At 67.4% G+C, this 25,243-nt stretch carries 28 protein-coding genes; 12 read left to right on the forward strand and 16 right to left on the reverse strand.

Annotation, left to right across the window (positions count from 1 at the left end; all coding sequences use genetic code 11):
* On the forward strand, positions 1-319 hold a 319-nt coding region (locus P7D22_RS16360), incomplete at its 5' end, for a tetratricopeptide repeat protein (protein ID WP_319935322.1).
* On the opposite strand, the gene P7D22_RS16365 is transcribed toward P7D22_RS16360, so the two are convergent.
* The 10 genes from P7D22_RS16365 to P7D22_RS16410 all read right to left on the reverse strand — a co-directional run bounded on the left by P7D22_RS16365 (position 275) and on the right by P7D22_RS16410 (position 10,862).
* Positions 275-1,021: a hypothetical protein gene (locus P7D22_RS16365; protein ID WP_319935323.1), complete on the reverse strand. Its 747-nt coding sequence runs from the start codon at positions 1,019-1,021 to the stop codon at positions 275-277. The two genes, P7D22_RS16360 and P7D22_RS16365, sit on opposite strands and share 45 nt — an antisense overlap.
* 111 nt (positions 1,022-1,132) lie before the next feature.
* Positions 1,133-2,632 carry a glycerol kinase GlpK gene (gene glpK, locus P7D22_RS16370; protein ID WP_319935324.1) on the reverse strand — a complete coding sequence of 500 codons (1,500 nt, stop codon included), beginning with the start codon at positions 2,630-2,632 and terminating at the stop codon, positions 1,133-1,135.
* Between the two features lie 194 nt (positions 2,633-2,826).
* Positions 2,827-4,593, reverse strand: coding sequence for an ABC transporter substrate-binding protein (locus P7D22_RS16375; protein ID WP_319935325.1), 1,767 nt, complete (start codon positions 4,591-4,593; stop codon positions 2,827-2,829).
* A gap of 106 nt (positions 4,594-4,699) precedes the next feature.
* Complete coding sequence (locus P7D22_RS16380; protein WP_319935326.1) at positions 4,700-4,993, reverse strand: DUF2160 domain-containing protein; 294 nt, start codon at positions 4,991-4,993, stop codon at positions 4,700-4,702.
* Positions 4,994-5,188: 195 nt separating this feature from the next.
* The gene (locus P7D22_RS16385; RefSeq protein WP_319935327.1) at positions 5,189-5,995 is read right to left on the reverse strand and encodes a carbohydrate ABC transporter permease; all 807 of its coding nucleotides are present in this window, start codon (positions 5,993-5,995) and stop codon (positions 5,189-5,191) included.
* Positions 5,995-6,888 carry a carbohydrate ABC transporter permease gene (locus tag P7D22_RS16390; protein ID WP_319935328.1) on the reverse strand — a complete coding sequence of 298 codons (894 nt, stop codon included), beginning with the start codon at positions 6,886-6,888 and terminating at the stop codon, positions 5,995-5,997. The genes P7D22_RS16385 and P7D22_RS16390 overlap by 1 nt, the downstream gene beginning before the upstream one ends.
* Before the next feature lie 139 nt (positions 6,889-7,027).
* A complete protein-coding gene (locus P7D22_RS16395; protein WP_319935329.1) occupies positions 7,028-8,128 on the reverse strand; it encodes an ABC transporter ATP-binding protein in 1,101 nt (366 codons plus the stop codon).
* Between the two features lie 10 nt (positions 8,129-8,138).
* A complete protein-coding gene (locus P7D22_RS16400; protein WP_319935330.1) occupies positions 8,139-9,227 on the reverse strand; it encodes an ABC transporter ATP-binding protein in 1,089 nt (362 codons plus the stop codon).
* Between the two features lie 191 nt (positions 9,228-9,418).
* Positions 9,419-10,225: a DeoR/GlpR family DNA-binding transcription regulator gene (locus P7D22_RS16405; protein WP_319935331.1), complete on the reverse strand. Its 807-nt coding sequence runs from the start codon at positions 10,223-10,225 to the stop codon at positions 9,419-9,421.
* A 4-nt stretch (positions 10,226-10,229) separates the two neighbouring features.
* On the reverse strand, positions 10,230-10,862 hold the full coding sequence (locus P7D22_RS16410; protein WP_319935332.1) for a TIGR02466 family protein: 633 nt from the start codon (positions 10,860-10,862) through the stop codon (positions 10,230-10,232).
* Positions 10,863-11,052: 190 nt separating this feature from the next.
* Here P7D22_RS16410 and glpD point away from each other — a divergent pair, with 190 nt between their 5' ends.
* Positions 11,053-12,594, forward strand: a complete 1,542-nt coding sequence (glpD, locus tag P7D22_RS16415) for a glycerol-3-phosphate dehydrogenase (protein WP_319935333.1) — start codon at positions 11,053-11,055, stop codon at positions 12,592-12,594.
* Between the two features lie 25 nt (positions 12,595-12,619).
* Here the strand turns inward: glpD and P7D22_RS16420 are convergent, their stop codons facing one another.
* Positions 12,620-12,934 (reverse strand): hypothetical protein, encoded by a 315-nt coding sequence (locus P7D22_RS16420; protein ID WP_319935334.1) that lies wholly within the window; start codon positions 12,932-12,934, stop codon positions 12,620-12,622.
* 460 nt (positions 12,935-13,394) lie between these two features.
* Between P7D22_RS16420 and P7D22_RS16425 the strand changes: the two genes are divergently transcribed.
* The 4 genes from P7D22_RS16425 to P7D22_RS16440 all read left to right on the forward strand — a co-directional run bounded on the left by P7D22_RS16425 (position 13,395) and on the right by P7D22_RS16440 (position 16,282).
* Positions 13,395-13,778 carry an NAD(P)-dependent oxidoreductase gene (locus P7D22_RS16425; RefSeq protein ID WP_319935335.1) on the forward strand — a complete coding sequence of 128 codons (384 nt, stop codon included), beginning with the start codon at positions 13,395-13,397 and terminating at the stop codon, positions 13,776-13,778.
* Between the two features lie 201 nt (positions 13,779-13,979).
* Positions 13,980-14,303 carry a hypothetical protein gene (locus P7D22_RS16430; RefSeq protein WP_319935336.1) on the forward strand — a complete coding sequence of 108 codons (324 nt, stop codon included), beginning with the start codon at positions 13,980-13,982 and terminating at the stop codon, positions 14,301-14,303.
* 73 nt (positions 14,304-14,376) lie between these two features.
* Positions 14,377-14,694: a hypothetical protein gene (locus tag P7D22_RS16435; protein ID WP_319935337.1), complete on the forward strand. Its 318-nt coding sequence runs from the start codon at positions 14,377-14,379 to the stop codon at positions 14,692-14,694.
* 91 nt (positions 14,695-14,785) lie between these two features.
* Positions 14,786-16,282: an AMP nucleosidase gene (locus P7D22_RS16440; RefSeq protein WP_319935338.1), complete on the forward strand. Its 1,497-nt coding sequence runs from the start codon at positions 14,786-14,788 to the stop codon at positions 16,280-16,282.
* 74 nt (positions 16,283-16,356) lie between these two features.
* Here the strand turns inward: P7D22_RS16440 and P7D22_RS16445 are convergent, their stop codons facing one another.
* The 5 genes from P7D22_RS16445 to P7D22_RS16465 all read right to left on the reverse strand — a co-directional run bounded on the left by P7D22_RS16445 (position 16,357) and on the right by P7D22_RS16465 (position 19,542).
* Positions 16,357-17,016, reverse strand: coding sequence for a general stress protein (locus P7D22_RS16445; RefSeq protein ID WP_319935339.1), 660 nt, complete (start codon positions 17,014-17,016; stop codon positions 16,357-16,359).
* Positions 17,017-17,085: 69 nt separating this feature from the next.
* Positions 17,086-17,460: a PepSY domain-containing protein gene (locus tag P7D22_RS16450; RefSeq protein ID WP_319935340.1), complete on the reverse strand. Its 375-nt coding sequence runs from the start codon at positions 17,458-17,460 to the stop codon at positions 17,086-17,088.
* Positions 17,461-17,543: 83 nt separating this feature from the next.
* Positions 17,544-18,356, reverse strand: coding sequence for an inositol monophosphatase family protein (locus tag P7D22_RS16455; RefSeq protein WP_319935341.1), 813 nt, complete (start codon positions 18,354-18,356; stop codon positions 17,544-17,546).
* A 30-nt stretch (positions 18,357-18,386) separates the two neighbouring features.
* On the reverse strand, positions 18,387-19,007 hold the full coding sequence (locus P7D22_RS16460; RefSeq protein WP_319935342.1) for an HAD family hydrolase: 621 nt from the start codon (positions 19,005-19,007) through the stop codon (positions 18,387-18,389).
* Between the two features lie 70 nt (positions 19,008-19,077).
* Positions 19,078-19,542, reverse strand: coding sequence for a pilus assembly protein N-terminal domain-containing protein (locus tag P7D22_RS16465; RefSeq protein WP_319935343.1), 465 nt, complete (start codon positions 19,540-19,542; stop codon positions 19,078-19,080).
* Positions 19,543-19,880: 338 nt separating this feature from the next.
* On the opposite strand from P7D22_RS16465, the gene P7D22_RS16470 reads away from it, so the two are divergent.
* From P7D22_RS16470 to P7D22_RS16495, 6 genes are all read left to right on the forward strand, one after another.
* A complete protein-coding gene (locus P7D22_RS16470) occupies positions 19,881-20,045 on the forward strand; it encodes a Flp family type IVb pilin (RefSeq protein WP_319935344.1) in 165 nt (54 codons plus the stop codon).
* A 150-nt stretch (positions 20,046-20,195) separates the two neighbouring features.
* Complete coding sequence (locus P7D22_RS16475) at positions 20,196-20,681, forward strand: A24 family peptidase (RefSeq protein WP_319935349.1); 486 nt, start codon at positions 20,196-20,198, stop codon at positions 20,679-20,681.
* 113 nt (positions 20,682-20,794) lie between these two features.
* Positions 20,795-21,580 (forward strand): Flp pilus assembly protein CpaB, encoded by a 786-nt coding sequence (gene cpaB / locus P7D22_RS16480; protein ID WP_319935345.1) that lies wholly within the window; start codon positions 20,795-20,797, stop codon positions 21,578-21,580.
* Positions 21,564-23,114 (forward strand): type II and III secretion system protein family protein, encoded by a 1,551-nt coding sequence (locus P7D22_RS16485; protein WP_319935346.1) that lies wholly within the window; start codon positions 21,564-21,566, stop codon positions 23,112-23,114. Before cpaB ends, P7D22_RS16485 begins: the two co-directional genes overlap by 17 nt.
* Positions 23,115-23,135: 21 nt before the next feature.
* Complete coding sequence (locus P7D22_RS16490) at positions 23,136-23,903, forward strand: CpaD family pilus assembly protein (RefSeq protein ID WP_319935347.1); 768 nt, start codon at positions 23,136-23,138, stop codon at positions 23,901-23,903.
* Complete coding sequence (locus tag P7D22_RS16495; protein WP_319935348.1) at positions 23,903-25,165, forward strand: AAA family ATPase; 1,263 nt, start codon at positions 23,903-23,905, stop codon at positions 25,163-25,165. Before P7D22_RS16490 ends, P7D22_RS16495 begins: the two co-directional genes overlap by 1 nt.
* Positions 25,166-25,243: the final 78 nt, after the last annotated feature.

A 25,243-nucleotide genomic window follows, 5' to 3' on the forward strand; every position in this document is an offset into this window, starting at 1 on the left:
CGCCTGCCAGCAGGCGCCAACCTCGCCCCGGGCCGCCTTCCTGCTTGGCCTGTGCGCCCAGGACCGCGGCGATCACGCGACGGCGGTGGCCGCCTATGAGCGCGCCCTGGCGCTCGACCCCGCCTTGCCGGAAGCCTGGACCAACCTCGGCATCGTGCGGCAGGCGACCGGCGACCTCGTGGGCGCCCGCGCGGCCTATGGCGCCGCCCTGCGGGGTCGTGCCTCCGCCTTCGGGCGCATCAGCCAAGCCCTCGCGGGTGCCCCGAAAGGGGAGCTATGGCTCGATCTCGAAGGACTCCGGCGCGACCTCGCCGGCTGAGCGCGACCGTCCGACCCTGTGGTGCTTGCGGTAATGGCCCGGCGCACCGAGCAGCGCCGCGGCCGTCGCCGCATAGCGGGCCTGATGCTCGGCCTCGAGCGGCGCCACCACGATGTCGAGCGGTTGCCGCGGCACCGGAAAGCATTGGCACACCGGCGTGCCGCGCGGCAGCACGCCCTCGAAGCCGGGATCGACCCAGACGGCCGGGAACAGGATGCCGACATCGGTGAAGCGGTCGGCATCGACGAGGCCCGTCAGGGTGCGGAACGGCAGGTCTTCGCGATTGACCGGATGGGTGGCGAACAGCGACCAACCCGGCTCGAGCGCGATCGTCCAGAAGGAGTTGAACTTCACCACCGCGCGGTCGGGGTGATGGAACGGGGTGCCGCTGACCTGGGCCGGCACATGGAACGATAAGGGCGAGCGGGGATGAGCCTCGACGCTCAACGGCGGCAGGTCCCAGTCCCAGCTGAGCCGCCCGTCCGACACCGTCACGTCGCAGGGCAGGGGGATCACGACGCCATGGCTCATCGCATCGACGAAGGGCGGGCAATGCTTGACGGTGCGCACCTCGGTGTCATGCACCGGCGAGAAGGCCGCGGCCGGCATGCTGCGCAACCAGGCCGGCAGAGCGGCCCGGGCCGGCATCGGTGGTTCCAGCCGGTCGATCAGCGCGGGGTCGCAGCGGAAGGTGAGGCGCATCGGGCGGGTCTGGTCGGCGACGGCCTCGGACGGTGGGGACGAGGCATCCAGGGCGGGCCGGGCAGCATCGACCGGGCCGGCCGTTCGAGCAAGCGCGGGATTGGCAAACCCTCAGCGGGGCGTCGACACCGTCCGGGCGATGGCATCGCGCCAGCCTGCGAGCTTGGCAGCCCGTGTGTCGGCCGGCATGGCGGGCTCGAAGCGCCGGTCGAGGTGCCAGCTTTTGGCGAAGTCGTCCGGCTCGCCGTAGAGGCCCGATTGCAGCCCGGCCAGATAGCCGGCGCCGAGCGCCGTGGTTTCGCGCACCACCGGGCGGTCCACCGGCGCGTCGATCATGTCGGCGACGCTCTGCATGGTCCAATCGCTGGCGCTCATGCCGCCATCGGCGCGGATCACCTCGGCGCCCGCCTCGCCGGCGCCAAAGTCGGCCCGCATGGCCTCGACGAGGTCGCGCGTCTGGAAGGCGGTGCTTTCCAGCGCCGCGCGGGCGATCTCGCGCCGGGTGGTGCCGCGCGTGATGCCGATCACGGTGCCCCGCGCGTCGGCATCCCAGATCGGCGCCCCGAGGCCCACAAAGGCGGGCACGAGATAAACCGGCTGGTCCTGGTCCGACAGCGCCGCGAGCTGGCCCGTCTCGGCCGAGGAGCGCACGAGCCCGAGCCCGTCGCGCAGCCATTGCACCGTGGCGCCGGCCGCGAAGATGGCACCCTCGAGCGCATAGGTGCGGCGACCCTTCAGCTGATAGCCGACAGTCGTCAGCAGCCGGTGGGTCGACGCCTTGGGGGCATCGCCGGTGTTCAGCAGCACAAAGGCGCCGGTGCCGAAGGTGGCCTTCACCATGCCGGGACGGAAACAGGCCTGGCCGATCAGCGCCGCCTGCTGGTCCCCCGCGATGCCGCGGACCGGCAACGCAATCCCAAGCAGGTCAGGCGCCGTGGTGCCGAATTCGGCCGCGCAATCCATGACGGTAGGCAATAGCGAGCGCGGCACCCGGAACAGCTTCAGCAGGTCGTCGTCCCAGTCGCCCGCATGGATGTCGTAAAGCGCGGTCCGGCAGGCGTTGGTGGCATCGGTCGCGTGAACCCGGCCTTCGGTGAACCGCCACAGCAGGTAGCTGTCGATCGTCCCGAAGGCGAGCTCGCCCCGCTCGGCGCGGGCGCGGGCGCCCTCGACCGTGTCGAGCAGCCAGTTGATCTTGGTGGCCGAGAAATACGGGTCGAGCAGCAGCCCGGCCTTGCGCTGCACCAGCGGCTCAGCGCCGTCCTGTTTCAGCTGAGCGCAGAAGGCCGCGGTCCGGCGGTCCTGCCACACGATGGCGTTGTAGATCGGGGCGCCGGTCTTGCGATCCCAAATCAGCGCGGTCTCGCGTTGGTTGGTGATACCGAGCGCCGCCACCGTGATCCCCTGGTCGGCCACCTTGGCGAGCGCCAGCCGGGCGGTCGACACCGTGGTGCGCCACAGGTCCTTCGGGTCGTGCTCGACCCAGCCCGGATGAGGGTACGACTGCGGAAACTCCTCCTGCGCGGTCGCGATCGGCAGGGCATCCGGCCCGAACACGATGGCCCGGGTCGAGGTGGTGCCCTGGTCGATGACGAGGATGGCGGCAGGCATGGAAACTCGCGGGAATTGTTGCCGTCAATCCGGACGGAGCGACGCGGCGATCCGGAACCGACGCCTCGACGATGCCAGGGGGCGCCCGGTTCCGGGTTCGCCTTCGGCGCCCCGGAATGACGCCCCAGGCGTTGCATCGACGACAGGGAAAAAACCCTTCTCCCGTCGAAACGGGAGAAGGGGTGTTGGCGGTATTACGCCTTCTTGGGCGGGGTCGAGGGCCAGCTCTTGATGAGCGTGTCGTAATCGACCGTCTCACCCTTCGGCTTCTCGTCAGCGAGCTTGCGCTGCGGCGCGAGATTGCCGTCCTTTTCGGCCTGGGCGTACCAATATTCGGCCGTCTGCTCCTTGTTCATCTTGGGGCCGAGCTTGCCCTGCACGCCTGACTTCTCCAGGCGCGCCATGATGGCGTCCTGGTCGCGGGCGAGCCCGTCCATAGCCTGCTGCGGCGTCACCTGGCCCGAGATGGCATTGGCGATGTTCTGCCACCACACCTGGGACATCTTGGCGTAATCCGGCACGTTGATGCCGGTCGGGCTCCACTGCTTGCGGGCCGGCGAGCGATAGAACTCGACGAGGCCGCCGACCTTCGGCGCGAGCTCGGTCATGGCCGGGTGCCAGACGTCGGATTCGCGGATCAGGTGCAGGGTCTTCAGGGCCTTGGTGAGCGACACCGTCTTGGAGGTGGTGAACTGGGCGTAAAGCCAGCCCATCTTGATCTTCTCTATCGGGGCGTATTTCAGCATGGTCCAGCAGCCGACGTCCTGGTAGCCGAGCTTCATGCCCTCCTTCCAGTAGGCGCCGTGCGGCGAGGGGGCCATGCGCCACTTGGGCGTCCCGTCCGGGTTCATCACGGCATCGGCCTTGCGGGCCGAATCGGTGAAGGCCGAATACCAGAAGATCTGCTGGGCCACGTGACCCTGGCCGACGACCGGACCCGACTCGAGGAAGTCCATGCCGGCCGCTTCCGGCGGCGCGTACTTCTTCAGCCACTCGATGTACTTGGTCAGCGCGTAGACGGCCGCCGGACCGTTGGCGTCACCGCCGCGCGTGATCGAAGAGCCGACCGGCACGCCGTTCTCGAGCCGGATGCCCCATTCGTCGACCGGCTTGCCGTTCGGCAGGCCGCGATCGCCGGCGCCCGCCATCGACAGCCAGGCATCGGTGAAGCGCCAGCCGAGCGAAGGGTCCTTCTTGCCATAGTCCATGTGGCCATAGACCTTCTGGCCATCGATCTCCTTCACGTCGTTGGTGAAGAAGTCGGCGATGTCCTCATAGGCCGACCAGTTGACCGGCACGCCGAGCTCGTAGCCGTATTTGGCCTTGAACTTCGCCTTCAGCTCGGGACGCTGGAACCAGTCGTAGCGGAACCAGTAGAGGTTCGCGAACTGCTGGTCGGGCAACTGGTAGAGCTTGCCCTGGAAGGAGCCGAACTCGAGACCCATGAAGTCGTTCAGGTCGAGGCCCGGGTTGGTGACGTCCTTGCCGCTGCCCGCCATGAAGTCGGTGAGCGAGCCTTCGACGATGTCGTTGTAGCGCGGGTGGGTGCCGATGAAGTCGGAATCGTTCATCCAGAAATCATAGATCGGCCGGCCCGACTGCATCTCGACGCCGATCTTGTCGACGATCGTGCCCTCGTCCGTGAGGTCGTGCTTGACCTCAATGCCGGTGATCTCGCCGAAGGCCTTGGTCAGCACCTTCGACTCGTATTCGTGCGCCGCCAGGGTCTCGGAGGCGCAGCTGACGTTCATGCCGGCGAAAGGCTTCGCGGCGTCGATGAACCACTGCAGCTCCTTCATCTGCTCGTCCTTGGACAAGGTCGAGAGATTGAACTCGCTGTCGATCCACTTCTTGGCGGCATCGGTCTTCTGCGCCATGGACGGCGTCGACTTGATGACGCCCGCGGTGGCGGCGACGCCGACCGCGGCGGCGCCCTTCAGAACTGATCGGCGATCAACCATTGTTGGTCCTCCCATATCGACAGGCCGGATGCCCGATGCACCGGCTCTTCTTGTTGGCATCCGCCAATGACGACCCTGCGTCAGCGGCGGAAAGCATCGGTCCGCTTCAGGCGAAGCGAAACATCACGATCGCGGTCGCGAGGGCCGCGACACACGGGTAGATCGGGTTCTCGCCGCCGAACTTGATGAAGGCGAGAAAAATAAAGGCCGCCAGGATCAGCGACACGAAAAACCGGTCGCCGCGCGTGGTGGCGAAGCCCAGAACGCCGACCTGCGGCGTCTCGGGCCTGACCACCGCGAGGGTGGTCAGAATCACGAGGCCGGCCGCGATGCCGCCGAAGAACAGCCCCGTCTGCCAGGTCCAGGCCATCCAGGCCATGTGTTCGGAAATCGTGTCCATCAGCCCACGTCTCCTTCCGAACCCATCCCGACCAGCCTCATTGCGGACGGCGCGCAGCCACGATCCGGAACCGGGCAGCCTCGGCCATGATGGCTGGAGCGCACCGGTTCCGGGTTCGGCTGCGCCGCCTCGGAAGGAGGGCGATTGCCTTGCAGGTCAGCGAGGGTCGATGCCCAGCATTCCACAATGCCCATCTCACACCCGTCCCAGGGCAAAGCCCTTGGCGATATGATTGCGCACGAACCAGATCACGATGGCGCCCGGGATCATGGTCAGCGTGCCGGCTGCGGCCAGCATGCCCCAATCGAGCCCCGCCGCCGAATAAGCCCGCTGCATCATGCCGGCGATCGGCTTGGCATTGACGGTGGTGAGCGTGGTGGCCAGCAGCTGCTCGACCCAGGAGAACATGAAGCAGAAGAAGGCCGCCACCCCGATGCCGTTGGCGATCAGCGGCAGGAAGATCTTGATGAAGAAGCGCGGAAACGAATAGCCGTCGATGGTCGCGGTTTCGTCGATCTCGCGCGGCACGCCCGAGATGAAGCCCTCGAGAATCCACACCGCGAGCGGCACGTTGAACAAGCAATGGGCGAGCGCCACAGCCCAGATCGAATCGAACAGGCCGGCCGCCGAATACAGGTTGAAGAACGGCATCGCGTAGACGGCGGGGGGCGCCATCAGATTCGACAACAGCCAGAAGAACAAAGGCTTGTCGCCGACGAAGCGGTAACGGCTGAACGCATAGGCGGCCGGCAAGGCCACGCCCACCGACAACACCGTGTTGATCAGCACATAGGAGATTGAGTTGATGAAGCTCGAACGCCAATCGGGGTCGATGAAGATCTTCCGGTAGTTGCTGAGCGTCGGATGCGTCGGCCAGAACGAGAAATTCGCCAGGATGTCGGCATTCGATTTGAAGCTGAGATTGACCAGCCAATAGATCGGGATGATCAGGAACAGGATGTAGAAGGCCATCCCGGCCCGGTTCCAGGCGGAGGTTTGCATCAGGCGTCCTTCCGCTGGTCGGCGTGGGTGGTGTAGGTGAAGAAGATCCAGCACACCGTCAGGGTGATGAGGTTGTAGACGAGGCTCATGGCGCCGCCGTTGCCGAGGTCGACCTGACCGAGCGCGGTCTTGACGAGGTCGATCGACAGGAAGCTCGTCGATTCACCCGGTCCGCCGCCCGTTACCACGAACGGCTCCGTATAGATCATGAAGGAGCCCATGAACCGCAGCAGCATGCCGATGACCAGCACCTTGCGGAGCTTCGGAAACTCGATGTTGGTGAACACCGCCCAGCGGCTGGCGCCATCGATGCGGGCCGCCTGATAATAAGCGTCCGGGATCGCCTTGAGGCCGGCATAGCACAGGAGCGCGATCATCGAGGTCCAGTGCCACACGTCCATCAGCACGATCACGAACCAGGCCGAAACGGCATCCTGGCGCGTGTCGAAGGAGGTCCAGAACTTCGAGAAGCCGGCGCCGAGCAGCCCCACGTCGGTGCGGGTGAACAACTGCCAGATGACGCCGACGACGTTATAGGGGATCAGCAGCGGCAGCGCGATCGCCACCAGCACGGCACCCACCTGCCAGCCGCGCTTCGGAATGCAGAGCGACACCGCGATGCCGAGCGGCACCTCGATGGCCAGCACCAGGAACGAATAGCTGAGGTTGCGCACGAGCGCCCCCTGGAAGCGGGCCCCGGCCTCGGTCGAGGAATCGAGCAGGTTCGCGAACCAGCCGGTGCCGTTCCAGAAGAAGCTGTTCTGCCCCATCGTGTCCTGGACGGAATAATTCACCACCGTCATCATCGGCAGCAGCGACGAGAACAGAACGATCACCAGCACCGGGACGACGAAGAACCAGGCGCGGTTGTCCCACAAGCGGGTATCGGTCATGGGCGGGCCTCGCGGGACATGTTCAGGTGTTCGTCATTGCGAGCGACGCGAAGCAAACCAGAACCGCGGCGCAGCTCTGGATTGCCGCGGCGCTGCGCGCCTCGCAAAGACGGAGCCGGGGCCGTGAAGGGGGCCGACATCACGCAGCCTTCCCCTGGCTGAGGCGCTCGCCTTCGACGCGATGCTCGTCGACATAAATGTGGGTGCGGGCGGGATCGACCTGCACCCGGATGTTGGTTTCGTCGGGCGTCATGCCGGGCGGGATCGTGGCGACCATCGGCTGTCCGCCCACCACCACATGGGCGAGGCGCTTGCGGCCGAGGTCGTCAATGCGCCGCAACTGGGCCGGCAGGCCGCTCGGGCCGAGGCGGACGTAATCGGGACGGACGCCGAGCTTGACGGGTGTGCCAGGCTTCAGGGCCGGGTAGGCGGCCCCGAGCGGCACCGCCTGATCGGCGAGGCGCAGCGTGGCGCCATCGATCGTGCCCTGCAGGAAATTCATGCCGGGCGAGCCGATGAAATATCCCACGAAGGTGTGCTCGGGCCGCTCGAACAACTCGGCCGGGGTGCCGATCTGCACGGCGCGGCCGTCGTTCATCACCACCACCTTGTCGGCAAAGGTGAGCGCCTCGACCTGGTCATGGGTGACATAGATCATCAGCAGGTCGAGCGCGCGATGCACGGCCTTCAGCTTGGAGCGTAGCTCCCACTTCAGCGCCGGGTCGATCACGGTCAGCGGCTCGTCGAACAACACCGCATTGACATCCGCCCGCACGAGGCCACGACCAAGCGAGATCTTCTGCTTGGCGTCGGCCGTCAGGCCCCGGGCACGGCGATGCAGCGTCGGCTCGAGGTCGAGCATCGCCGCGATCTCGTTGACGCGCGCCGTGATCTTGGTTTTCGGCAGGCCGCGGTTCTTCAATGGAAAAGCGAGGTTCTCGGCCACCGTCATGGTGTCGTAGATCACCGGGAACTGGAACACCTGGGCGATGTTGCGCTGCTCGGTCGGCAGCCGCGTCACGTCGCGGTCGCCGAACAACAGCCGTCCTTCGGAAGGGATCACCAACCCCGAGATGATGTTCAGGAGCGAAGTCTTGCCACAGCCCGAAGGGCCCAGCAGGGCGTAAGCCTTGCCAGCCTCCCACACGTGGTGCAGCGGCTTCAGGGCGTAGCCGGCCTCGGTGGCGGGTTTGCCGCCGCCATAGGCGTGGGCGATGCCGTCGAGCGTGATATCAGCCATGGCCGGCTCCTCAGGCTGTGGCCGCGAGGCCGGTGGCCCGCATGCGCCGGCCGGCCGTGTCGAACACGTAGGCGCGTGCGGGATCGAACTGGATCTCGGTCGCGTCGCCGGGCTGCCATTCATGCACGCCCTCGACAAGCCCGACCCAGGTGCCGAAGCCGGTGTCGACGTGCACGAAGCTTTCCGAGCCGCTGATCTCGGCCACGGCGACCCGACCCGGAACGCTCAGCTGGCCGGCGCGCGCCGCGCCGATCGTCACCGCATCAGCCCGGAAGCCCAGCCGGTAGGCCCCGTCCGGCAACCCCTGCAACGCACCATCGGCCGGCAGCTTGCGGCCGTCCGACAAGACCATCATGGCGCCGGCCTTGGTGACCACAAGCTCGTTCAAGGGCGGGTCGGAGAACACCCGCGCGGCGTCAATCGTTTCGGGATCGCGATAGGTGGTGGCGGTCGGGCCCACCTGGGTCAGGCGGCCTTCCCACAGCGTCGCGGTCTGGCCCCGCAGCAACAGCGCCTCGGTGGGCTCCGTGGTGGCATAGACCAGGATGGCCCCGGTTTCGGCGAACAGCCGCGGCAGTTCCTCCCGCAATTCTTCGCGCAGCTTGTAGTCGAGGTTGGCCAGCGGCTCGTCGAGCAACACCAGCCGGGCCTGCTTGACGAGGGCCCGCGCGATGGCGGTGCGCTGTTGCTGGCCGCCCGACAGTTGCGCCGGCGTGCGGGACAGCATCGGCTCCAACCGCAGCAGCTTCGCGGCCCGGGCCACGCGCGCCTCGATCTCGGCCTTCGGCAGGCCCTGCACGCGCAACGGCGAGGCGATGTTCTCGTAAACCGACAAGGTCGGATAGTTGACGAACTGCTGATACACCATGGCGACCGAACGGCGGCGCACCGGCATGCCGGTGAGGTCGACCCCGTCGTCGCTGAGCCGGCCGCTGGTCGGCCGGTCGAGGCCTGCCATCAGACGCATCAGCGTGGTCTTGCCCGACAGCGTCGGGCCGAGCAGGACGTTCATGCTGCCCGGCTCGAGCCGCAACGACACGTCGTCGATAAGGGTTTCGGCACCGACCTTGTAGCCGACGCGATCGAGGACGAAGCTCAACGGAACCGCCTTCCCGCGACACGGGCGCTCAAAATCGTAATCGATAGCATGCGCAGGTCGCGCATCGTGTCGTCTCCCTATCGGCGCCGATGTGCGCCCGCGGCGCTAGGCGCGCCTTCTTGATGTTGTTGAACCGTATGTCGAAAATTACGCGCTCGGCAAGCGAATAAAACGCGCCTCGGAACGAAAGCTTAGCTGTCGTCCTCCTGGTCGAGCGGGCCGCCGGCCTCGATCACCTCGACCGCATGGGCCCGGCACAGGTCTGCCACCGCGGGGGACGGCAGCCGGTCGGTCACGAAGGTGTCGATCTCGCTCAGATGCGCCACCCGGACGGGTGCCGATCGGGCGAATTTGCTGCCGTCCGACACCAGCACGACCCGGCGGGCATGTTCGATGATGGCCCGGGCCGCCTGCACCTCGCGGATGTCGAAATCCAGCAGCGTGCCGTCAACATCGATGGCCGAGGTGCCGATGATCGCCAGGTCGACGCGGAACTGGCCGATCAGGCTTTCCGTGTGGGAGCCGACGATGCCGCCGTCGGCCTGCCGCACCGTACCGCCGGTGAGGAACACCTCGATGGCCGCATGCCGGTAGAGTTCGACCGCGACGTTGAGGTTGTTGGTGATGACCAGCAGCCCCGCGTGTCCGGTCAGCGCCCGGGCGACCTCCTCGGCCGTGGTGCCGATGGCGATGAAAACGGAAGAATGGTCCGAAACGAGCCGGGCCGCGGCTTCGCCGATCAGCTTCTTGTGCGGACCGGCGATGAGCTTGCGCGCCTCATAGGCGAGGTTGACGACGCCCGACGCCACCATGGCGCCGCCGTGCACCCGAACCACCATCTGCGAGTCGCTGAGGTCGTTCAGGTCGCGGCGGATGGTTTGCGGCGTCACGCCGAAATGAGCCGCCAGATCCTCGACCGACACGCGGCCGCGTTCCCGCAGCCAGTCGACGATCTCGCTTTGGCGGCGCGAGCCGAGCTTGGCGGTCGGCAGCGACATCGGCCTAAAGGCTCAGGTTGAAGGCGATCGAGATGCGGGTGCGGGTGCCGCGATAAGGCCGCACCTGGTGCATCAGCCAGGACGGGAACAACACCAGCAGCCCCGGCTTCGGCCAGATCACCTCCGAGGCTCCCACCGAGGCGCCGTCCTCGCCGGCGAACTTCAAACCCGGCGCATACATGCCGGGACCCGGGCCGCGCGGGTCGAGCATTTCGAATTCGCCGCCGAGGCTGTGGTCGGCCGCGCAGCCGCCGTCATCGACGTAATAGGTGCCCGACCAGAAGGAGCCGGGGTGGTAATGGCACACGTTGGCGTGGCCGAGGCTGTTGACGTTGGCCCAGGCCTGCACCTTCCAGTCCATTGCGACGCGCTCGCCGCGACGGTTGGCGGTCAACTGCCCGGCGATGCCCCGGCCGAGCTCGATCACCTCGCCGGCCCAGGGCGCCGCCCATTCCAGCAGGCCGTGATCGGAATGCCAGCCGCCGGCATTGGAAGCCTGGATCGAGGCCTGCTGGTCCCGGCGGCGCAGGATCGCCGCCGCCAGCTTCTCGTTCAGGGCCGCCGCGTCCGGCACTTCGAGCGCCGCGACCGGCGTCGCGAAGAGCCCGCGCATCGCGACGTTCATCCGTGTGGCCATGCGCGCCCTCCGCCCGGTTCGCGGCCTTGGATGGCCGTCTCGCGGGGGGACTTTCCCCATTCCCACCCGCCGACGCAAGCGTTTCTCCGGCCGCCGCGACACGACCGCTCCGCCAGGATGTTCGCTTGTTCGCCCGCATTTTTCGTTTTATGTTCGCTCACAATAACAATGAAGACCAGGGAGCGCGGGCTTGGACACGATCTATGACCTCGCGGTGATCGGCGGCGGCATCAATGGCTGCGGCATCGCCCGCGACGCGGCCGGACGCGGCCTGAAAGTTCTGCTGTGCGAGCAGAACGACCTCGCCAGCGGCACCTCCTCGGCCGCCACCAAGCTGATCCACGGCGGCCTGCGCTACCTCGAGCATTACGAGTTCCGCCTGGTGCGCGAAGCCCTGATGGAACGCGAGGTGCTGTGGGGCATCGCGCCCCACATCGTGTGGCCGCTGCGCTTCGTGCTGCCCTACCACAAGGGGCTGCGCCCGGCCTGGATGCTGCGGCTCGGCTTGTTCCTTTACGACCATCTCGGCGGCCGCAAGCGGTTGCCCGCGACCCGCACGCTCGATCTCCGGCGCGACGTCGCCGGCAAGCCGCTGAAGGCGGGAGAGTTCGACAAGGGATTTGAGTATTCCGACTGCTGGGTCGACGATGCCCGCATGGTGGCGTTGAACGCCCGCGATGCCGCCGATCGCGGCGCCGTGGTGCTGACCCGCACCAAGGCCGTCAGCGCCGAGCGCGGTTCGTCCGAATGGAGCCTCACCCTGCAGGACCGGGACAGCGGCGCCAGCCGCACGGTCCGGGCCAAGGCGGTGGTCAATGCCGCCGGGCCCTGGGCCGGCAGCGTGCTCAACACCACGCTGCGGCAGAACACGGCCGCCAAGGTGCGGCTCGTGCAGGGCTCGCATATCGTGGTGCCGAAGATCTACGACCACGACCGCTGCTACATCTTCCAGAACGCCGACAACCGCATCTTCTTCGCCATCCCCTACGAGGCGGACTTCACGCTGGTCGGCACCACCGACCGCGACTATGTGGGCGACCCCGCCGACGTAAAAGCCTCGGACGAGGAGATCGATTACATCTGCGGTGCGGCGGCGGAATATTTTAGCACGCCGATCCGCAAGGCCGACATCGTGTGGACCTATTCGGGCGTGCGGCCGCTCTACGACAAGGGCGGTGAGGGCGCCGCCCAGGCGGCGACGCGCGATTACGTGCTCGACCTCGACGGCGGGGCCGGTCGGGCGCCGCTCCTGTCGGTGTTCGGCGGCAAGCTGACCACCTATCGCAAACTCGCCGAACACGCGCTGCAGATCCTTGGGCCCCACCTTCCCGGGCTCGACCGGGAGGTGGGCTGGACCGGCCGCACGCCGCTGCCCGGTGGTGACTTCCCGATCGACGGCTTTGACGCCCTGGTGGCGGCGCTGCGGCGCGACTGGCCGTTCCTGACACCACGGCATGTCCACCGCCTGGCGCGGCTTTACGGCACCACGGCCCGCACCATCCTGGGCAAGGCGCGGTCGCTCGACGACCTCGGGCGCCATTTCGGCGACACGCTTTACGCGGCCGAAGTGGACCACCTGGCCGGCGCCGAATGGGCGCGGCAGGCCGCCGACGTGCTGTGGCGGCGCACCAAGCTCGGCTTGCGGCTGACGCCTGCCGAGGCCGAGGCGCTGGACGTTTATATGGCAGACCGGCTGCCGGAGATCGCCGAGCCGACGCGGGCCAGCGCCTGACCCTTTAAAGCGAGAGCCGCACCGCTCAGTCGGCGTTGCAGTCGGGACTGTTCAGGTCGCCGGGCTGCAGCGTGTCGGCCGGTGCGGCCGGATTGGCGGGCAGCACCCGCTCGACGAATTCGTCCAACCGCTCGCTCGGCCGCGTCACCAGCCCGCCAGCCCCCATCAGCGTGACGACCGCTTGTGGCCGCTGACGCAGGTCATCCCAATGATGGGTGCGGATCGCCTGCACGGCCATCGCCACGGCGTCGGGGTCCGAAGGGGCCGACAACGCGCGGGGATCGTCGGTGCCGATCGCAAAGGTGTAATCCATGCCGCTCACTCCGGTGATGGCCGCCAAGTGGCGTCACCGCGGCGAAAGGCAAGGGAGCGCCTTGTTGGCCATCAATCTACTCGACATGCCATATAGACCAATAGGAGGGATCTTTGTCCGAAATCGACCCAGCGTCACACTCGGCCTGGTTCGCGCGACCTGAACCCAGCCATTATCGAGCCCTCATCACCCTCCGATAATTGACAATCTTTGTAGACTGATATACGAAGAAGCCGCACTCGCATGTTGTAGGCTGTCATGTCGAAATCCTTTGCCCAGGGCCTGGGCGATCTCGCCGGGGACGACGTGCGCCGGTGGCGTGACGATGTCCCGACGCTCGCAACCGTGCGGCCCCGCGCGGCTGCAGATGCTGTGTCACCTTGGACAGCGATCGGGATCGGAACCCTGATGGCGATGCGGACCTGTTGGCGCTCCATGCGCCCGCTCTTCGCCCATCCCGTCCGACATCCCGATCCGAGTCCGTACCATGCCGTTTCCCGTCCCCGTTCGCCCGACCGACCTTGACCGCGTCGTAGTGGTGGCCGAGCCCCGCCACGCCCTGAACCTGCTACGCCTCGCAGTGCTGCGCAACGACGACGTGTTCTTCGTCGCGGACAGCATGCCGGCCGAAGCGTGGCTTTACGCGTCTCGCTTCGCCGTCGAGGTGGCCCACCGCGCCTTCGAGCCACGCGACCTCGCCGGCGCCGCGGCGCTGCTGCTGGCGCTGCCCGATCCCGAGCAGGAAAACACCATTCTCCGCGAAGCGCGGCGCCGAAAGGTGCCGGTGCATGTGGTGAACCGGCCCTTGGTGTCGGACCTGTCGGTGATGGGGCTGCTCGAAGGCGCCGACCGGCGACCTGCCGCGGCCTGAACGCCACAGCGCCGACGATAAACCGCGCCTTAAGCATCCTCGCCCATGCTGCCCCGGCATCATCGCCATCCGGGCGATGCCGGAGGGGACGAGCAAAGGATGGGCCTCGTCAGGCGATCCGGTTTCTTGATGGCAGCCTTGGGGCTCTCGTGGGCTTTGGCCGCCACGGGCGCATCGGCCGAAGGCTCGCGATTCCGCAACATGATGCCCTATGCGGAGGCGCGCGACACCCTGCGCCGGCTCGGCTACACGCCCTTCTTCATGCCCGGCGCCGATATCTGCGACGCCAAGGACCCACGCTGTTATCCCGAGCTCGAGACCTGCGCCAAGAGCCGGACCTGGGCCTGCACCTATACCTGGCGCCGCGGCCGGGCCATCATCGAAGTGGAGACCCGCTACGACGATCCCGTGGTGGCGCGCTCGGAATGCGTGGTGAACTGCACCGTCCCCCTGGCGCGACGCGGCCACACCGCGTCCAGCCGCCCGCCGGAGCGGACTGCCGACAAGGCGGTCGACATGGATTGACCCGGCAAGGCTGACAAACGCGGCGGCGCACCCTAGCGTCCCGAAGATGTATGCGAGGCGGAGGCTTCAAGCGATGCCGGTGCCTTTCCGGGCCGGGGGAACCTACATCCTCCATGACTACACCTTGATCCAGGTCATGGCGCTCGACGACGGCATGGCGCTGTGCCGGATGCGGTCGCGGTTGTGGCCCTGGCGGCGGGCCGTCGTGGTGCGCCGGCTGCGGCTGGCCGCCTTGGCGTCGCGCGTGCGGGCCGAGATCAACGGCGAGTTCTTCCCGGCCTTCAGCGTGACCGGACCCTACCGGTTCCGCCGTGCCCGGTCCGAAAGGGTCAGACTGAGCCGCTTCCTCGCCGGGCGGGCGCGGCATCGGCCGTTCGGCCCGGAACCCTGACGCCCCGATACAGCGCCAAACTCCTCGCCTTGATGCCGCCGTGACGGTATCACCGGACGAGCGTCGGGTTGGGGCCGGCGGGAGGAGCGCCATGCCGGTCGACGAATTACAGCCGATGGAAGCCATGGCCTCGCCCGTCGAGGCGGTAGACCGGCTGATCGCGCTCGACCAGCAGGCTACGGACACCCTGCGCCAGGCCCTCGTCCGCTTCATGGAGGATGGCACGCCGCCCGATCCGGCCGACCGGGTAAGGTTCCGCTATCCCGAGCTGCGCGTCACCTATGCGCCCCAGGGCCCGATGCCGCGTTTGAAGCGGGCCACGGCCAAGTTCCAGGGTGCCGGCACCTATGCCACCACGGTGACGCAGCCGAAAGCCTTCCGGAATTACCTGCTCGACCAGTTGCGGCCGCTGGTCGACGATTTCGGCGCCACGATCGAGGTCGGCCCGAGCCTGCAGGAAATCCCCTATCCTTATGTGGTCGAGGCCGGCACGCGCGGCGGCCTGTCGGGCACGACGGCGGCCGACCTCGCCCGCTTCTTCCCGACGCCGCAACTATCCGCCGTCGGCGACGAGATCGCGGACGGACTTTGGCAGATGGACCCGAACGATCCCGTTCGGCCCTTGGCGCTGTTCGATGCGGCCCGGGTGGATTATTCGCTGCGCCGGCTCGTGCATTATTGCGGATCGGACTGGCAGGCGGTGCAGCCCTGGATCCTGCTGACCAACTACCATCGCTATGTCGACCAGTTCGTGCGGGTAGGCCTCGACCTGCTGAAGGCCGAGAACAGCCCCTATGAGCGACTGATCGTGCCGGGTGGCGTGGTGGTCGAGCGCCACGAGGCCGCCACGGCCGAGCCGGAAGCCGTCATGGCCGCCTCGCCCTGGCACCGCTTCCAGATGCCGGCCTACCACCTGGTCAGCCGGGATGCGAACGGCAATGCCGACGGCACCACGCTGGTCAACATCGGGGTCGGACCCTCGAATGCCAAGACCATCACCGACCATCTGGCGGTGTTGCGCCCGCATTGCTGGCTGATGGTCGGTCATTGCGGCGGCTTGAGGCAATCGCAAACGATCGGCGATTATGTGCTGGCCCATGCCTATATGCGGCGCGACCGCATCCTCGACGAACTGGTGCCGACCGACGTGCCGGTGCCGGCCCTGGCCGAGGTGCAGCTCGCCCTGCAGCATGCCGCCGCGGTCGTTACCGGGGAAGAGCCAGAGGCTTTGAAGCTGCGCCTGCGCACCGGTACCGTGGTGAGCTACGACGACCGGAACTGGGAGCTGCGCTTTTCGCAGGAGCGGCGTCGCATCAACCTGTCGCGCTCGATCGGCGTCGACATGGAAAGCGGCGTCATCGCGGCCCAGGGCTATCGGCTGCGGGTGCCCTACGGCACGCTGCTCTGCGTATCCGACAAACCGCTGCACGGTGAAATCAAATTGCCCGGTGCCGCCAATGCATTCTACGAGCGCGCTGTCAGCGAACATCTGCTGATCGGCTTCGAAGCCTTGAACGGGTTACGCCGAAACCGCGCCGGCCTGCATTCCCGCAAGCTGCGCAGCTTCGACGAACCGCCATTCCGATGAACCGGTAAGAAACCCGGATCGAACGCTGGGGGTATCGATGCGGTGCGAGGCGAACCTGCCTCGCACCTGTGGACTCAGATCGTGCTGTCGTAAACGCGAACGCGCGAGCGGTTCGGATCGTCGGCACGCGGTGCAACCCCACCAACGGGCGCAACCGGCGCCGCCAGGGTACCGGGCACCACGGAGCCATCGGGCGCCACAGCCGGATCGCTGGCGTAGCTGCCCGACCAACCCGTCTCGCGCCAATCGCGGGTCCGCGCATCGAGATCCACGGTGCCTTCTTCATCGAGGATATTGGTGATCGTCGCGGCCTGGCTGTTGTCGGCCTTGACGGTCACCAGGGTGCCGCCGCGCTGGATGCCTTCCGCATAGGCATGGGCGTCGTCGTGGCTGATGCCCGCATCCGTCAAGCCACCGACGATGCCGCCTGCCGCGGCACCCACGCCGGCGCCGACGAGCGTCGAGGCAAGCCAGCCGGCCGCCACAACCGGGCCGAGGCCCGGGATAGCCAGCAGACCGAGACCGGCCAGCAGGCCGGCGCCGCCGCCCAGAAGTGTGCCGAGCGAAGCGCCAGTCCCGGTGCCGGCGTGATCGGCGGTATGCTCACGATGCGACTCGTCGTTCGACACGATGCTGATGTAGTCATGCGGCACGCCGGCGCCCTCGAGGCGCGTCACGGCCGTCGAGGCCGAGGCATAGGTGTCGAACAGGGCGGTATAGGTTTGCTGCGTCATGGTGATCTCCTTTGAATCGGTGACAAGGGACGCGTGATGCGCCGGCTGCGGCTACGAAGGCGCCGCCGCTCACTGCGCGCCGATGTTGCCCTTGTAATCGAACCCGACATCGACGGCCTTGCCGTTGTGCATGGCCTTGCCACGCCAGATGCCCTGATCGTCCTTGTGAAGGCCAGTCACGCTGGCGAGACCTGCGCCTTCGAGACGCGAACGGGCCTGGCCTTCGGTGAAGCTGTTGGCGCCCTTCTCAAGCGCGGACGGCGCCACAATCTGCACGGTGCCGGAGGCATTGACGGACGAACCCGCGTTGCCCTTCGGGTTCACAGCGGCATTCGACGACCCGGTGGCGGCGCTCGGATCGGTCTGCGACCCGGTGTTGTCCTGGGCGAACGCGCTGCCGGTCAACAGGGCAGTGGCTGCAAGAACAAACATCACATTGCGCATAAAACTCTCCTCATCCGTGTGGTTGGACAATGGAAAGTGACGCGCTTTGGTTCCTCGCCTTGAGCTGAAGCGGAGCCTTGATGTCAGGCGCCGGCGACCGGCGCGTCCAAACCTCCAAGCCGGTCCTCGAGGCGAGCCAGCAAAACCGGGTTGGCGGCCAGCACGGCGCCTCCCTTTAGGGAGGCGGGCCCGGTCGGGTAGGGCAGGGCTGCGCCGCCGGCCGCCTGGATCAGGGCCAGCCCGGCGGTCGCGTCCCACGCCCACATGTGCCGCTCGAAATAAGCATCGACGCGGCCGGCCGCCGTATAGGCCAGCATCAGGGCGCCGGCCCCCACCTGACGGAAGCTCATGCCGGTGGCCAGGAGCGCGCGGGCATCGTCCGAGAACCGGTCGGCGCCGATTCGCGGCACGATGCCGAGGCCGATGACGCCCTCGCCAGGGTCGGTGACGGTGCTGACCGCGATGGGGCGCCCCGACACACGGGCGCCATCCCCGACGGCGCCCTCGAACATCTCGTCGCGCAGAGGGTCATAGATGACGCCGGCCGCGATGACCCCGTCGAGCACGAGGCCGATCGAGACACACCAATTGTGGGCGCCCTTCAGAAAGTTGGTGGTGCCGTCGAGCGGATCCACCACCCAGATGGCGCCGGCGGACGCCGCCAAGCCGGCGGCGCCGGTTTCCTCACCGATGAAGGCGTCCCCGGGATAATGTGCCGCCACCAGATCCTTGATCAGGGCTTCCGCCTCGCGGTCGGCGCGGGACACGAAATCGTTGCGGCCCTTCTGCTCGATCACCAGCTCGCCGCGCCGCTCATACAGGTCGCGCAGATGCGCGCCGGCCTGCCGGGCAGCCGACACGGCGAGGTCGAGACGGGTGGCGAGTTCGGGAACCATGGCGGGGTGCTCCAGGGGGAGGGGGACCAATCAGGCCGGCAGGCCGAGGCCTTGCAGCGCCTGCCGCAGCGTGGGCGCATCGGTGAACGGCAGCGCGGTCATGCCGGCTCGCCGCGCGCCTTCGACGTTGTCGGCATTGTCGTCGATGAACACGCATTGCGACGCCGCGACGCCATAGCGGCTGCACAACAGCGCGAAGATCGGCGCATGCGGCTTCAACAGGGCCTCGTCGGCCGACACGATCACGCCCTTGAAGGTGGCGAAGAACGGGAAGCGAGCCGCACTCTCGATGAATTTGTCGCTCGAGAAGTTCGTGATGGCATAGACCGGTACCCCGGCTTCCGCGAGCCGGGTCAAGATCGCCACCGAGCCCGCGATAACCTGTGGCACCATCTCGTGCCAGCGCCGGTCATAGGCTTCGATCTCGGCCCGCCATTCGGGATAACGCTCCACGAGAACACCGACGCCCGCGGCCCAGGGTCGGCCGGCATCCTGCTCGAGGTTCCAGGCGGATGTGCAAATCGTATCGAGGAACCAGCGCATCGCCTCGGGGCGGCCGGGAAACAGCTTGGCGTAAAGATGAACCGGGTCCCATTCGATCAGCACGTTGCCGATATCGAACACCACCACGGAAACGGATGACTGAGCCATGGCAGGCCGCTTAGCACGCCCGTGCGACAGCGTCGCGGCCCGCCCGGCGCCCGGCAGCCTTGCGCCCGCTTCAGTGCTGGACGGGCGTCACCAACGTGTTGCGGCTCGTGATCTGGCTCGAGGCATCCGTCAGGAATTTGGTGGCATCGCCGAGCGCCACGGTGGGCTGGCAGCGTGGCGCGCAGGAATAGGATTCCCGGTCCATGCCGCGTTGCACCGTCACCATCGCGGCCCCGGACACCACCGTCACCACGGCCTCCGACAGGGCCTGGCCATTGGTGTCGACGAAGATGACGTTGGTTTCGCCAAAGCCCTTGCCGGTGACCACCATCAGGCCGTTGCGCTTCATCATGGTGACGTCGGCGATGCTGGGATTGCCGATCACCACCGTTTCCACATGGGCCGGCACCTTGACGAGCTTGGCCTTGTCGAGTTGCACGACCACATGGTCGGGCGCGGGATCCGCCAGGGCTGGCCCGATCGGCAAAGCCAAGCAGCAGATCGCCAAGACAACAGGGCTGAAGGATCGCGTCACGGTTCGCCGTCCAGCTTCGCAGCGCGGTCCCGGCCGCACCGCATCCGGGCAAAGCGGCCCGTCGGAAAACCATCCCCCGAAAGGGTAAACATTGGTTGAATTGGTTTCTGCCGAAAGCGGTGTGGCGGAGTGTGGATGCGCTGCTCCGAGGGAGCTTCCGGGCTTACAGTCCAAATAGAGCGATGGCTCGTGGTAAATATTTACGAGATTATCGAAGCTGTGATTTCGTCACGATACGCACCAAGACGAATTAACCTCGTCGAAATCTACGCCTTCCTATCGTGACGTCATTCGCAGGCTTGATTGACTTGCGAGTGGATCAAGACGTGGAGAGTAGCATGAAGACGCTTGTGACGCGCTTTGCCAAGGATGAGTCGGGTGCGACTGCCATCGAATACGGCCTGATCGCCGGCCTCATCAGTGTTGTGATCATCACGGTCCTGACCAGCATCGGGACCAAGCTGAACACGAAGTTCCAGTCGATCTCGTCGGCCCTCGGTTAAACGGGTCAACCACCGGCCTCCCATGAGCCGGTCGAGACCCATGCCACGTGCGGCGCGCAGCCTTGCTCCCGGTGAGCGCGGCCCCGCGCCGCCGCCAACCCCAACCGAACCTCAACGGATGTTGTCGTGCTGGACCTGTTGACCCTCGCGATGTTTCCGCTGGCGATGGCCTTCGCGGCCACCTCGGACATCCTCACCATGACGATCGCCAACCGGGTGTCGCTCGGGCTGGTGGTGGGCTTCGTCGGCCTTGCGGCCATGGCCGGCCTGCCGGCCTCGCAGATCCTCGTCGATCACCTGAGTTGCGGCGCCGCCGTGCTGGCGCTGACCTTCGCACTCTTCGCCTTTGGCTGGATCGGCGGCGGCGACGCCAAGCTGGCGGCCGCGACGGCCGTGTGGCTGGGATGGTCGAGCCTCGCCGATTATGGCTTGCTGGCGTCGCTGCTCGGCGCCGTCCTCACTTTGGGACTCCTGCAGTTCCGCCGTCTGGTGCTTCCGGAACGCCTGCAGGCCCGCGCCTGGCTGGCGCGCCTGCATCGGAAGGACAATGGCGTCCCCTATGGGGTTGCGCTCGCCATCGCGGGCCTCGTTCTTTATCCGCAGACCGCACTCTGGCAGGTCGTCGCCGGCCCCTGAAGCGAAGCTTGCGCCAGGATGGTGGCAGCAACACCGCATTAACCATGCCTTGACGTTTCGGACCCTAGCCTTCGGGGGAGAGCGAGCCTTGCGCCGCCCGTGAAGCGAAGGCCATGAATCCGATACGAATTGCTGTTCTGGTGCTAGGGGTGGCGGCGGCCGGTGGGGCCGTGATGCTGGCCTTGAGCCCGAAGCCGCAAGCTCCGGCACCAGTTGCCGCAGCGGCGCCCCCGCCCGTTGCGGCCCCGGTCGACCAGATCCTGGTCGCGACCCATGAGCTGCAGCTCGGCAAGCTCGTGTCGGCCGACGACCTCGGCTGGCAGACCTGGCCCAAGGCGTCGATCACCGCCTTCATGATCCAGCACGACGACAAGGTGGTGGCCGAACTCACCGGGTCCATCGCACGCGTCAATTTCTATGCCGGAGAACCGATCCGCCGCGAAAGCCTCATCAAGGGCGCCACGGCAGGGTTCCTGTCGGCGGTCCTGCCGAGCGGCATGCGGGCCGTAGCCATCACGATCGACGCCCAGGGCTCCACCTCGGCCGGCGGTTTCGTGCTGCCGAACGACCGGGTCGACGTGATCCGCACCGTCAAAGGCAGCGGCACGGCCATGGCCGAATCCTATAACAGCGAAACCCTGCTGACCAACGTCAAGGTCTTGGCCATCGGCCAGAACATCCAGGACAAGAACGGCGCGCCCACCCAGGTCGGCAGCACCGCGACGCTCGAGCTCGATCCCGTCCAGGCCGAAACCGTGATCCTGGCCCAGCGCACGGGCCAGCTCTCGCTGGCGTTGCGCTCCATGCAGGACGCGGCCCAGACGGGCCACGTCGCCATCGCCGATGGCAAAACCACCGTCATCCGCTATGGGATCGAGACCGATGCCGGCACCCATTAGCCGCCGCGCCCGTCAGGCCGCACCCATCGTTCTGGCGGCGCTGGCGCTCGGTTCGACACTCATCGGACACGCCGCGCGGGCCCAGCCGATCATCGACCAGGGTCGCAACGTGGCCTCGGTGCCGGCCCCGCCTTTCGTCAAGGTGGCGCCGACCCAGCCGGTGCGCCGCTTCACGCTGGCTGTGGGCAAATCCTCGATCGTGGACCTGCCGGGCGACGCCTCGGAAGTGTTCATCGGCAATCCGGCGGTGGCCAATGCCGTGGTGCGTTCCGCCCACAAGATGTTCGTGATGGGCGTCGCCAATGGTCAGACCACCATCTTCGCACTCGACAAGGCCGGCAACCAGCTCGCCACGTTGGAGCTGACGGTCGGCCGCGACACGAGCGAGCTGAGCGCCATCTACCGGACCGCGCTGCCGGATGCCGACATCCGGGTGCAGACGGTCGACGACACCATCATCCTGACCGGCACCGTCAACTCGGCCGTCGACGCCCAGCGGGCGCTCGACATCGCCAACGCCTTCGTGAACTACACCGCAGTCGGCGGCGGCTCCGCCTCGAGCGGCGGCAGCGGCTCTTCGATCTCGTTCGGCAGCACCACGGTTGTGAGCGGTAAGCTCATCAACTCGCTCGTCATCCGCGAGCGCGACCAAGTGATGCTGAAGGTGCAGGTGGTGGAGGTGCAGCGCGCCGTGCTGAAACAGCTCGGCGTCACCTTCAACGGCGATTGGAGCAACGCCGGCGCGAAACTGAACAGCCTGCAGTCCCCGACCCTCAATGCCATCACCGGCGCCGGCACCCCCGGCGGCCTCGGGCAGAACCTCGGCCTCAACGCCGGCCACCTGTCGGCGATGATCCAGGCCTTCGAGCGCAACGGCGTCGCCCACGTGCTGGCCGAGCCCACCGTGGCGGCGATCTCGGGCGAGAGCGCCAAATTCACGGCCGGCGGCTCCATCCCGATCTCGAGCGGCAGCACCATCACCAAGGACGCGGGCGGCAACATCACCTGCACCTTTACGACGTCGTTGCAGAACTACGGCGTGACGCTGAACTTCACGCCGACGGTCTTGTCGGAAGGTCGCATCTCGCTGCACCTCGCCACCGAGGTGACGGAACCCGACGGGCTGCACGCCGCGCAAACCGTTTGCGCCAACACCACGGGCTTCCGCACCCGCACGCACGAAACCACGGTGGAGTTGCCGTCCGGCGGTTCGATCGTCTCGGCCGGCCTGATCCAGCAAACCAGCAAGCAGGCCATCGCCGGCATCCCGGGCCTGATGAACCTGCCCATCCTCGGGGCGCTGTTCCGCTCGCGCGACTACCAGCGCGACGAAAGCGAGCTGATGATCGTGGTGACGCCTTACATCACCAAGACCCTGGCGCCCGACCAGATCAGCCGCCCTGACGACGGGCTCGCGGATGCCAGCGACCCGCAATCCTGGTTCCTCGGGCGCATCAACCGCATCTATTCGACGGCCGACAACCCCGACCTGATCCGCAACTACCGCGGCCGGGTCGGCTTCATCACCGACTGACCTCCCATGCAGGCTCCGCCCGTGACCCACACCCCAACCCCGGCGCATCGCGGCATGCTGATACCGGTCCGCGCCATGGCGCTCGCCACCGTGCTCGGCGCGGCCCTCCTGGCGAGCGGCTGCGCCAGCCCGGTCGACCGCGCCGTCGCGGTGGCGCCCGTCAGCGAGGACTACCGCCAGCGCCACCCCGTGGTGCTGACCGATGCGCCGCAGCGGCTCGACGTGTTCTTCGTCGGCGGCGCCGGGCGCCTCGACCACGTGCAGGCCCAGCAGTTGCAATCTTTTGCCCGCGACTATCTTTCGGGCGGCCAGAGCGCCATCCGGATCAGCATTCCGGAGGGCGCGGTCGACCGCTTGGCGGTGGAGCGCACCTTGTCAGCCGTGCGCCGCGAGTTGTTGCGCCTCGGCATCCGGGGCGGCGTCAGCGTTTCGGCCTATCCGGTGCGCGATCCTGCGATCGCTTCGCCGCTGCATCTGTCCTTTTTGACCCTGCAGGCGCGCCCGGCCAGCCGCTGCGGGCAATGGCCGGACGACCTCGGCTCCGCCTCGCTGCAGACCTGGTCGAACCGCAGCTATTACAACCTCGGCTGTGCTAGCCGGGCGACCCTGGCGGCCCAGGTGGCCGACCCGCGTGACCTCGTGACGCCCCACGCGCTCGACCCGACCGACGTGCAGTTGCGCACCCGCGCCATCCAGTCGCTGCGCGGCACGGCCGACACCAGCGGCATCGACCCGAGCACGAGTTGGACCAACAACCCGACCGCCATCGGCCCGGCAGGGCAGTTCTGATGACCGACCCCGATCAGGCTCCCGACCCGACGGAACGCGGCGCCCAGATCGCCGCGGTGCCGCGCATCTCGATCCAAGCCTTCTGCGAAACGGCCGACATGGCGGCGCTCGTGTCCGATGTCGGCACTGAGCGCCGCATGGCGCGCGCCCACATGAAGGTCCACATGGGTGGCGCCGCGGCGGCCGCCGAAGCCTACCGGGCGGCGCCCACGCCCAACCTCATCATCATCGAAAGCAGCGCCGAGCGGGCAATGCTGCTCGGCTCGCTCGAAAGTCTGGCCGAATCCTGCGATGCCGGCACCAAGGTCATCATCGTCGGCCACCTCAACGACATCGTGCTCTACCGTGACCTGATGGCCCGCGGTGTCAGTGACTATCTGGTGATGCCGGTCGGCGTGCTGGACCTCGTGCGCGCCATTTCGCAGCTTTATACGCATCCGTCCGCGGCGCCGCTCGGCCGCGTGGTCGCGGTGACGGGCTGCAAGGGCGGCTGCGGCGCCTCGACGGTGGCCCACAACATGGCGTGGTCGATCTCGCGCGAGCTCGACGTCGCGACCGTGATCGTCGACCTCGATCTCGCCTTCGGAACCGCCGGGCTGAACTTCAACCAGGACCCGCCGCAATCGATCGCCGACGCGGTCTTCGCGCCCGACCGCCTCGACGCCAACCTGGTCGACCGCCTGTTGTCCAAGTGCACCGACCGGCTGAGTTTGCTGGCCGCGCCCGCGACCCTCGACCAGCCCTACGACCTGCCTGAAACGGCCTTCGACGGCGTGCTCGACATCCTGCGCGGCTCCGTGCCCTGCATCGTGCTCGACGTGCCGCACCAATGGACGGCATGGAGCCGGCGGGCGCTCGCGGCGGCCGACGAGGTGGTGCTGGTGGCGGCGCCGGACCTTGCCAACCTGCGCAACGCCAAGAACCTCGTCGACCTGCTGCGCACCGCGCGCGTCCACGACACGGCGCCGCGGCTGGTGATGAACGGCATCGGCCTGATGAAGCGCCCCGAGATCGCGGTGGCGGATTTCGCCAAGGCGGTGGAGCTCAGTCCGATGGCCACGATCCCGTTCGACGCCAAGCTGTTCGGCACCGCGGCCAACAACGGCCAGATGATCGGCGAAGTGGAGGCCGGCGGCAAGGTGGCGGGGCTGTTCAACGACCTGGCCCACCGGGTGTCGGGCCGGGTCGAGGCGCGACGCGCCAAGCGCAGCCTGCTGTCGCCCCTCGTGGCACGGCTCGGCCGCAAGCGGCTCGCCACGTGACGGCTGCCCCGCGGCGCCCCACCGGAACGGACTGAGCCATGTTCGGCAAACGCGCCACCGACACCGCCGCCCCGAAGC

It is taken from the genome of Lichenihabitans sp. Uapishka_5, assembly GCF_033947565.1.
Classification (GTDB): domain Bacteria; phylum Pseudomonadota; class Alphaproteobacteria; order Rhizobiales; family Beijerinckiaceae; genus Lichenihabitans.

What these genes read in the sequence shown, in the direction of transcription:
- P7D22_RS16395 (WP_319935329.1), bottom strand. Translation starts at nt 8,128, where the DNA reads ATGGCTGATATCACGCTCGACGGCATCGCCCACGCCTATGGCGGCGGC.
- P7D22_RS16365 (WP_319935323.1), bottom strand. Translation starts at nt 1,021, where the DNA reads ATGCGCCTCACCTTCCGCTGCGACCCCGCGCTGATCGACCGGCTGGAA.
- glpK (WP_319935324.1), bottom strand. Translation starts at nt 2,632, where the DNA reads ATGCCTGCCGCCATCCTCGTCATCGACCAGGGCACCACCTCGACCCGG.
- P7D22_RS16440 (WP_319935338.1), top strand. Translation starts at nt 14,786, where the DNA reads ATGCCGGTCGACGAATTACAGCCGATGGAAGCCATGGCCTCGCCCGTC.
- cpaB (WP_319935345.1), top strand. Translation starts at nt 20,795, where the DNA reads ATGAATCCGATACGAATTGCTGTTCTGGTGCTAGGGGTGGCGGCGGCC.
- P7D22_RS16485 (WP_319935346.1), top strand. Translation starts at nt 21,564, where the DNA reads ATGCCGGCACCCATTAGCCGCCGCGCCCGTCAGGCCGCACCCATCGTT.
- P7D22_RS16475 (WP_319935349.1), top strand. Translation starts at nt 20,196, where the DNA reads ATGTTTCCGCTGGCGATGGCCTTCGCGGCCACCTCGGACATCCTCACC.
- P7D22_RS16460 (WP_319935342.1), bottom strand. Translation starts at nt 19,007, where the DNA reads ATGGCTCAGTCATCCGTTTCCGTGGTGGTGTTCGATATCGGCAACGTG.
- P7D22_RS16380 (WP_319935326.1), bottom strand. Translation starts at nt 4,993, where the DNA reads ATGGACACGATTTCCGAACACATGGCCTGGATGGCCTGGACCTGGCAG.
- P7D22_RS16430 (WP_319935336.1), top strand. Translation starts at nt 13,980, where the DNA reads ATGATGCCCTATGCGGAGGCGCGCGACACCCTGCGCCGGCTCGGCTAC.
- P7D22_RS16390 (WP_319935328.1), bottom strand. Translation starts at nt 6,888, where the DNA reads ATGACCGATACCCGCTTGTGGGACAACCGCGCCTGGTTCTTCGTCGTC.
- P7D22_RS16410 (WP_319935332.1), bottom strand. Translation starts at nt 10,862, where the DNA reads ATGGCCACACGGATGAACGTCGCGATGCGCGGGCTCTTCGCGACGCCG.
- P7D22_RS16405 (WP_319935331.1), bottom strand. Translation starts at nt 10,225, where the DNA reads ATGTCGCTGCCGACCGCCAAGCTCGGCTCGCGCCGCCAAAGCGAGATC.
- P7D22_RS16385 (WP_319935327.1), bottom strand. Translation starts at nt 5,995, where the DNA reads ATGCAAACCTCCGCCTGGAACCGGGCCGGGATGGCCTTCTACATCCTG.
- P7D22_RS16450 (WP_319935340.1), bottom strand. Translation starts at nt 17,460, where the DNA reads ATGCGCAATGTGATGTTTGTTCTTGCAGCCACTGCCCTGTTGACCGGC.
- P7D22_RS16425 (WP_319935335.1), top strand. Translation starts at nt 13,395, where the DNA reads ATGCCGTTTCCCGTCCCCGTTCGCCCGACCGACCTTGACCGCGTCGTA.
- P7D22_RS16375 (WP_319935325.1), bottom strand. Translation starts at nt 4,593, where the DNA reads ATGGTTGATCGCCGATCAGTTCTGAAGGGCGCCGCCGCGGTCGGCGTC.
- P7D22_RS16455 (WP_319935341.1), bottom strand. Translation starts at nt 18,356, where the DNA reads ATGGTTCCCGAACTCGCCACCCGTCTCGACCTCGCCGTGTCGGCTGCC.
- P7D22_RS16435 (WP_319935337.1), top strand. Translation starts at nt 14,377, where the DNA reads ATGCCGGTGCCTTTCCGGGCCGGGGGAACCTACATCCTCCATGACTAC.
- P7D22_RS16470 (WP_319935344.1), top strand. Translation starts at nt 19,881, where the DNA reads ATGAAGACGCTTGTGACGCGCTTTGCCAAGGATGAGTCGGGTGCGACT.
- P7D22_RS16445 (WP_319935339.1), bottom strand. Translation starts at nt 17,016, where the DNA reads ATGACGCAGCAAACCTATACCGCCCTGTTCGACACCTATGCCTCGGCC.
- P7D22_RS16495 (WP_319935348.1), top strand. Translation starts at nt 23,903, where the DNA reads ATGACCGACCCCGATCAGGCTCCCGACCCGACGGAACGCGGCGCCCAG.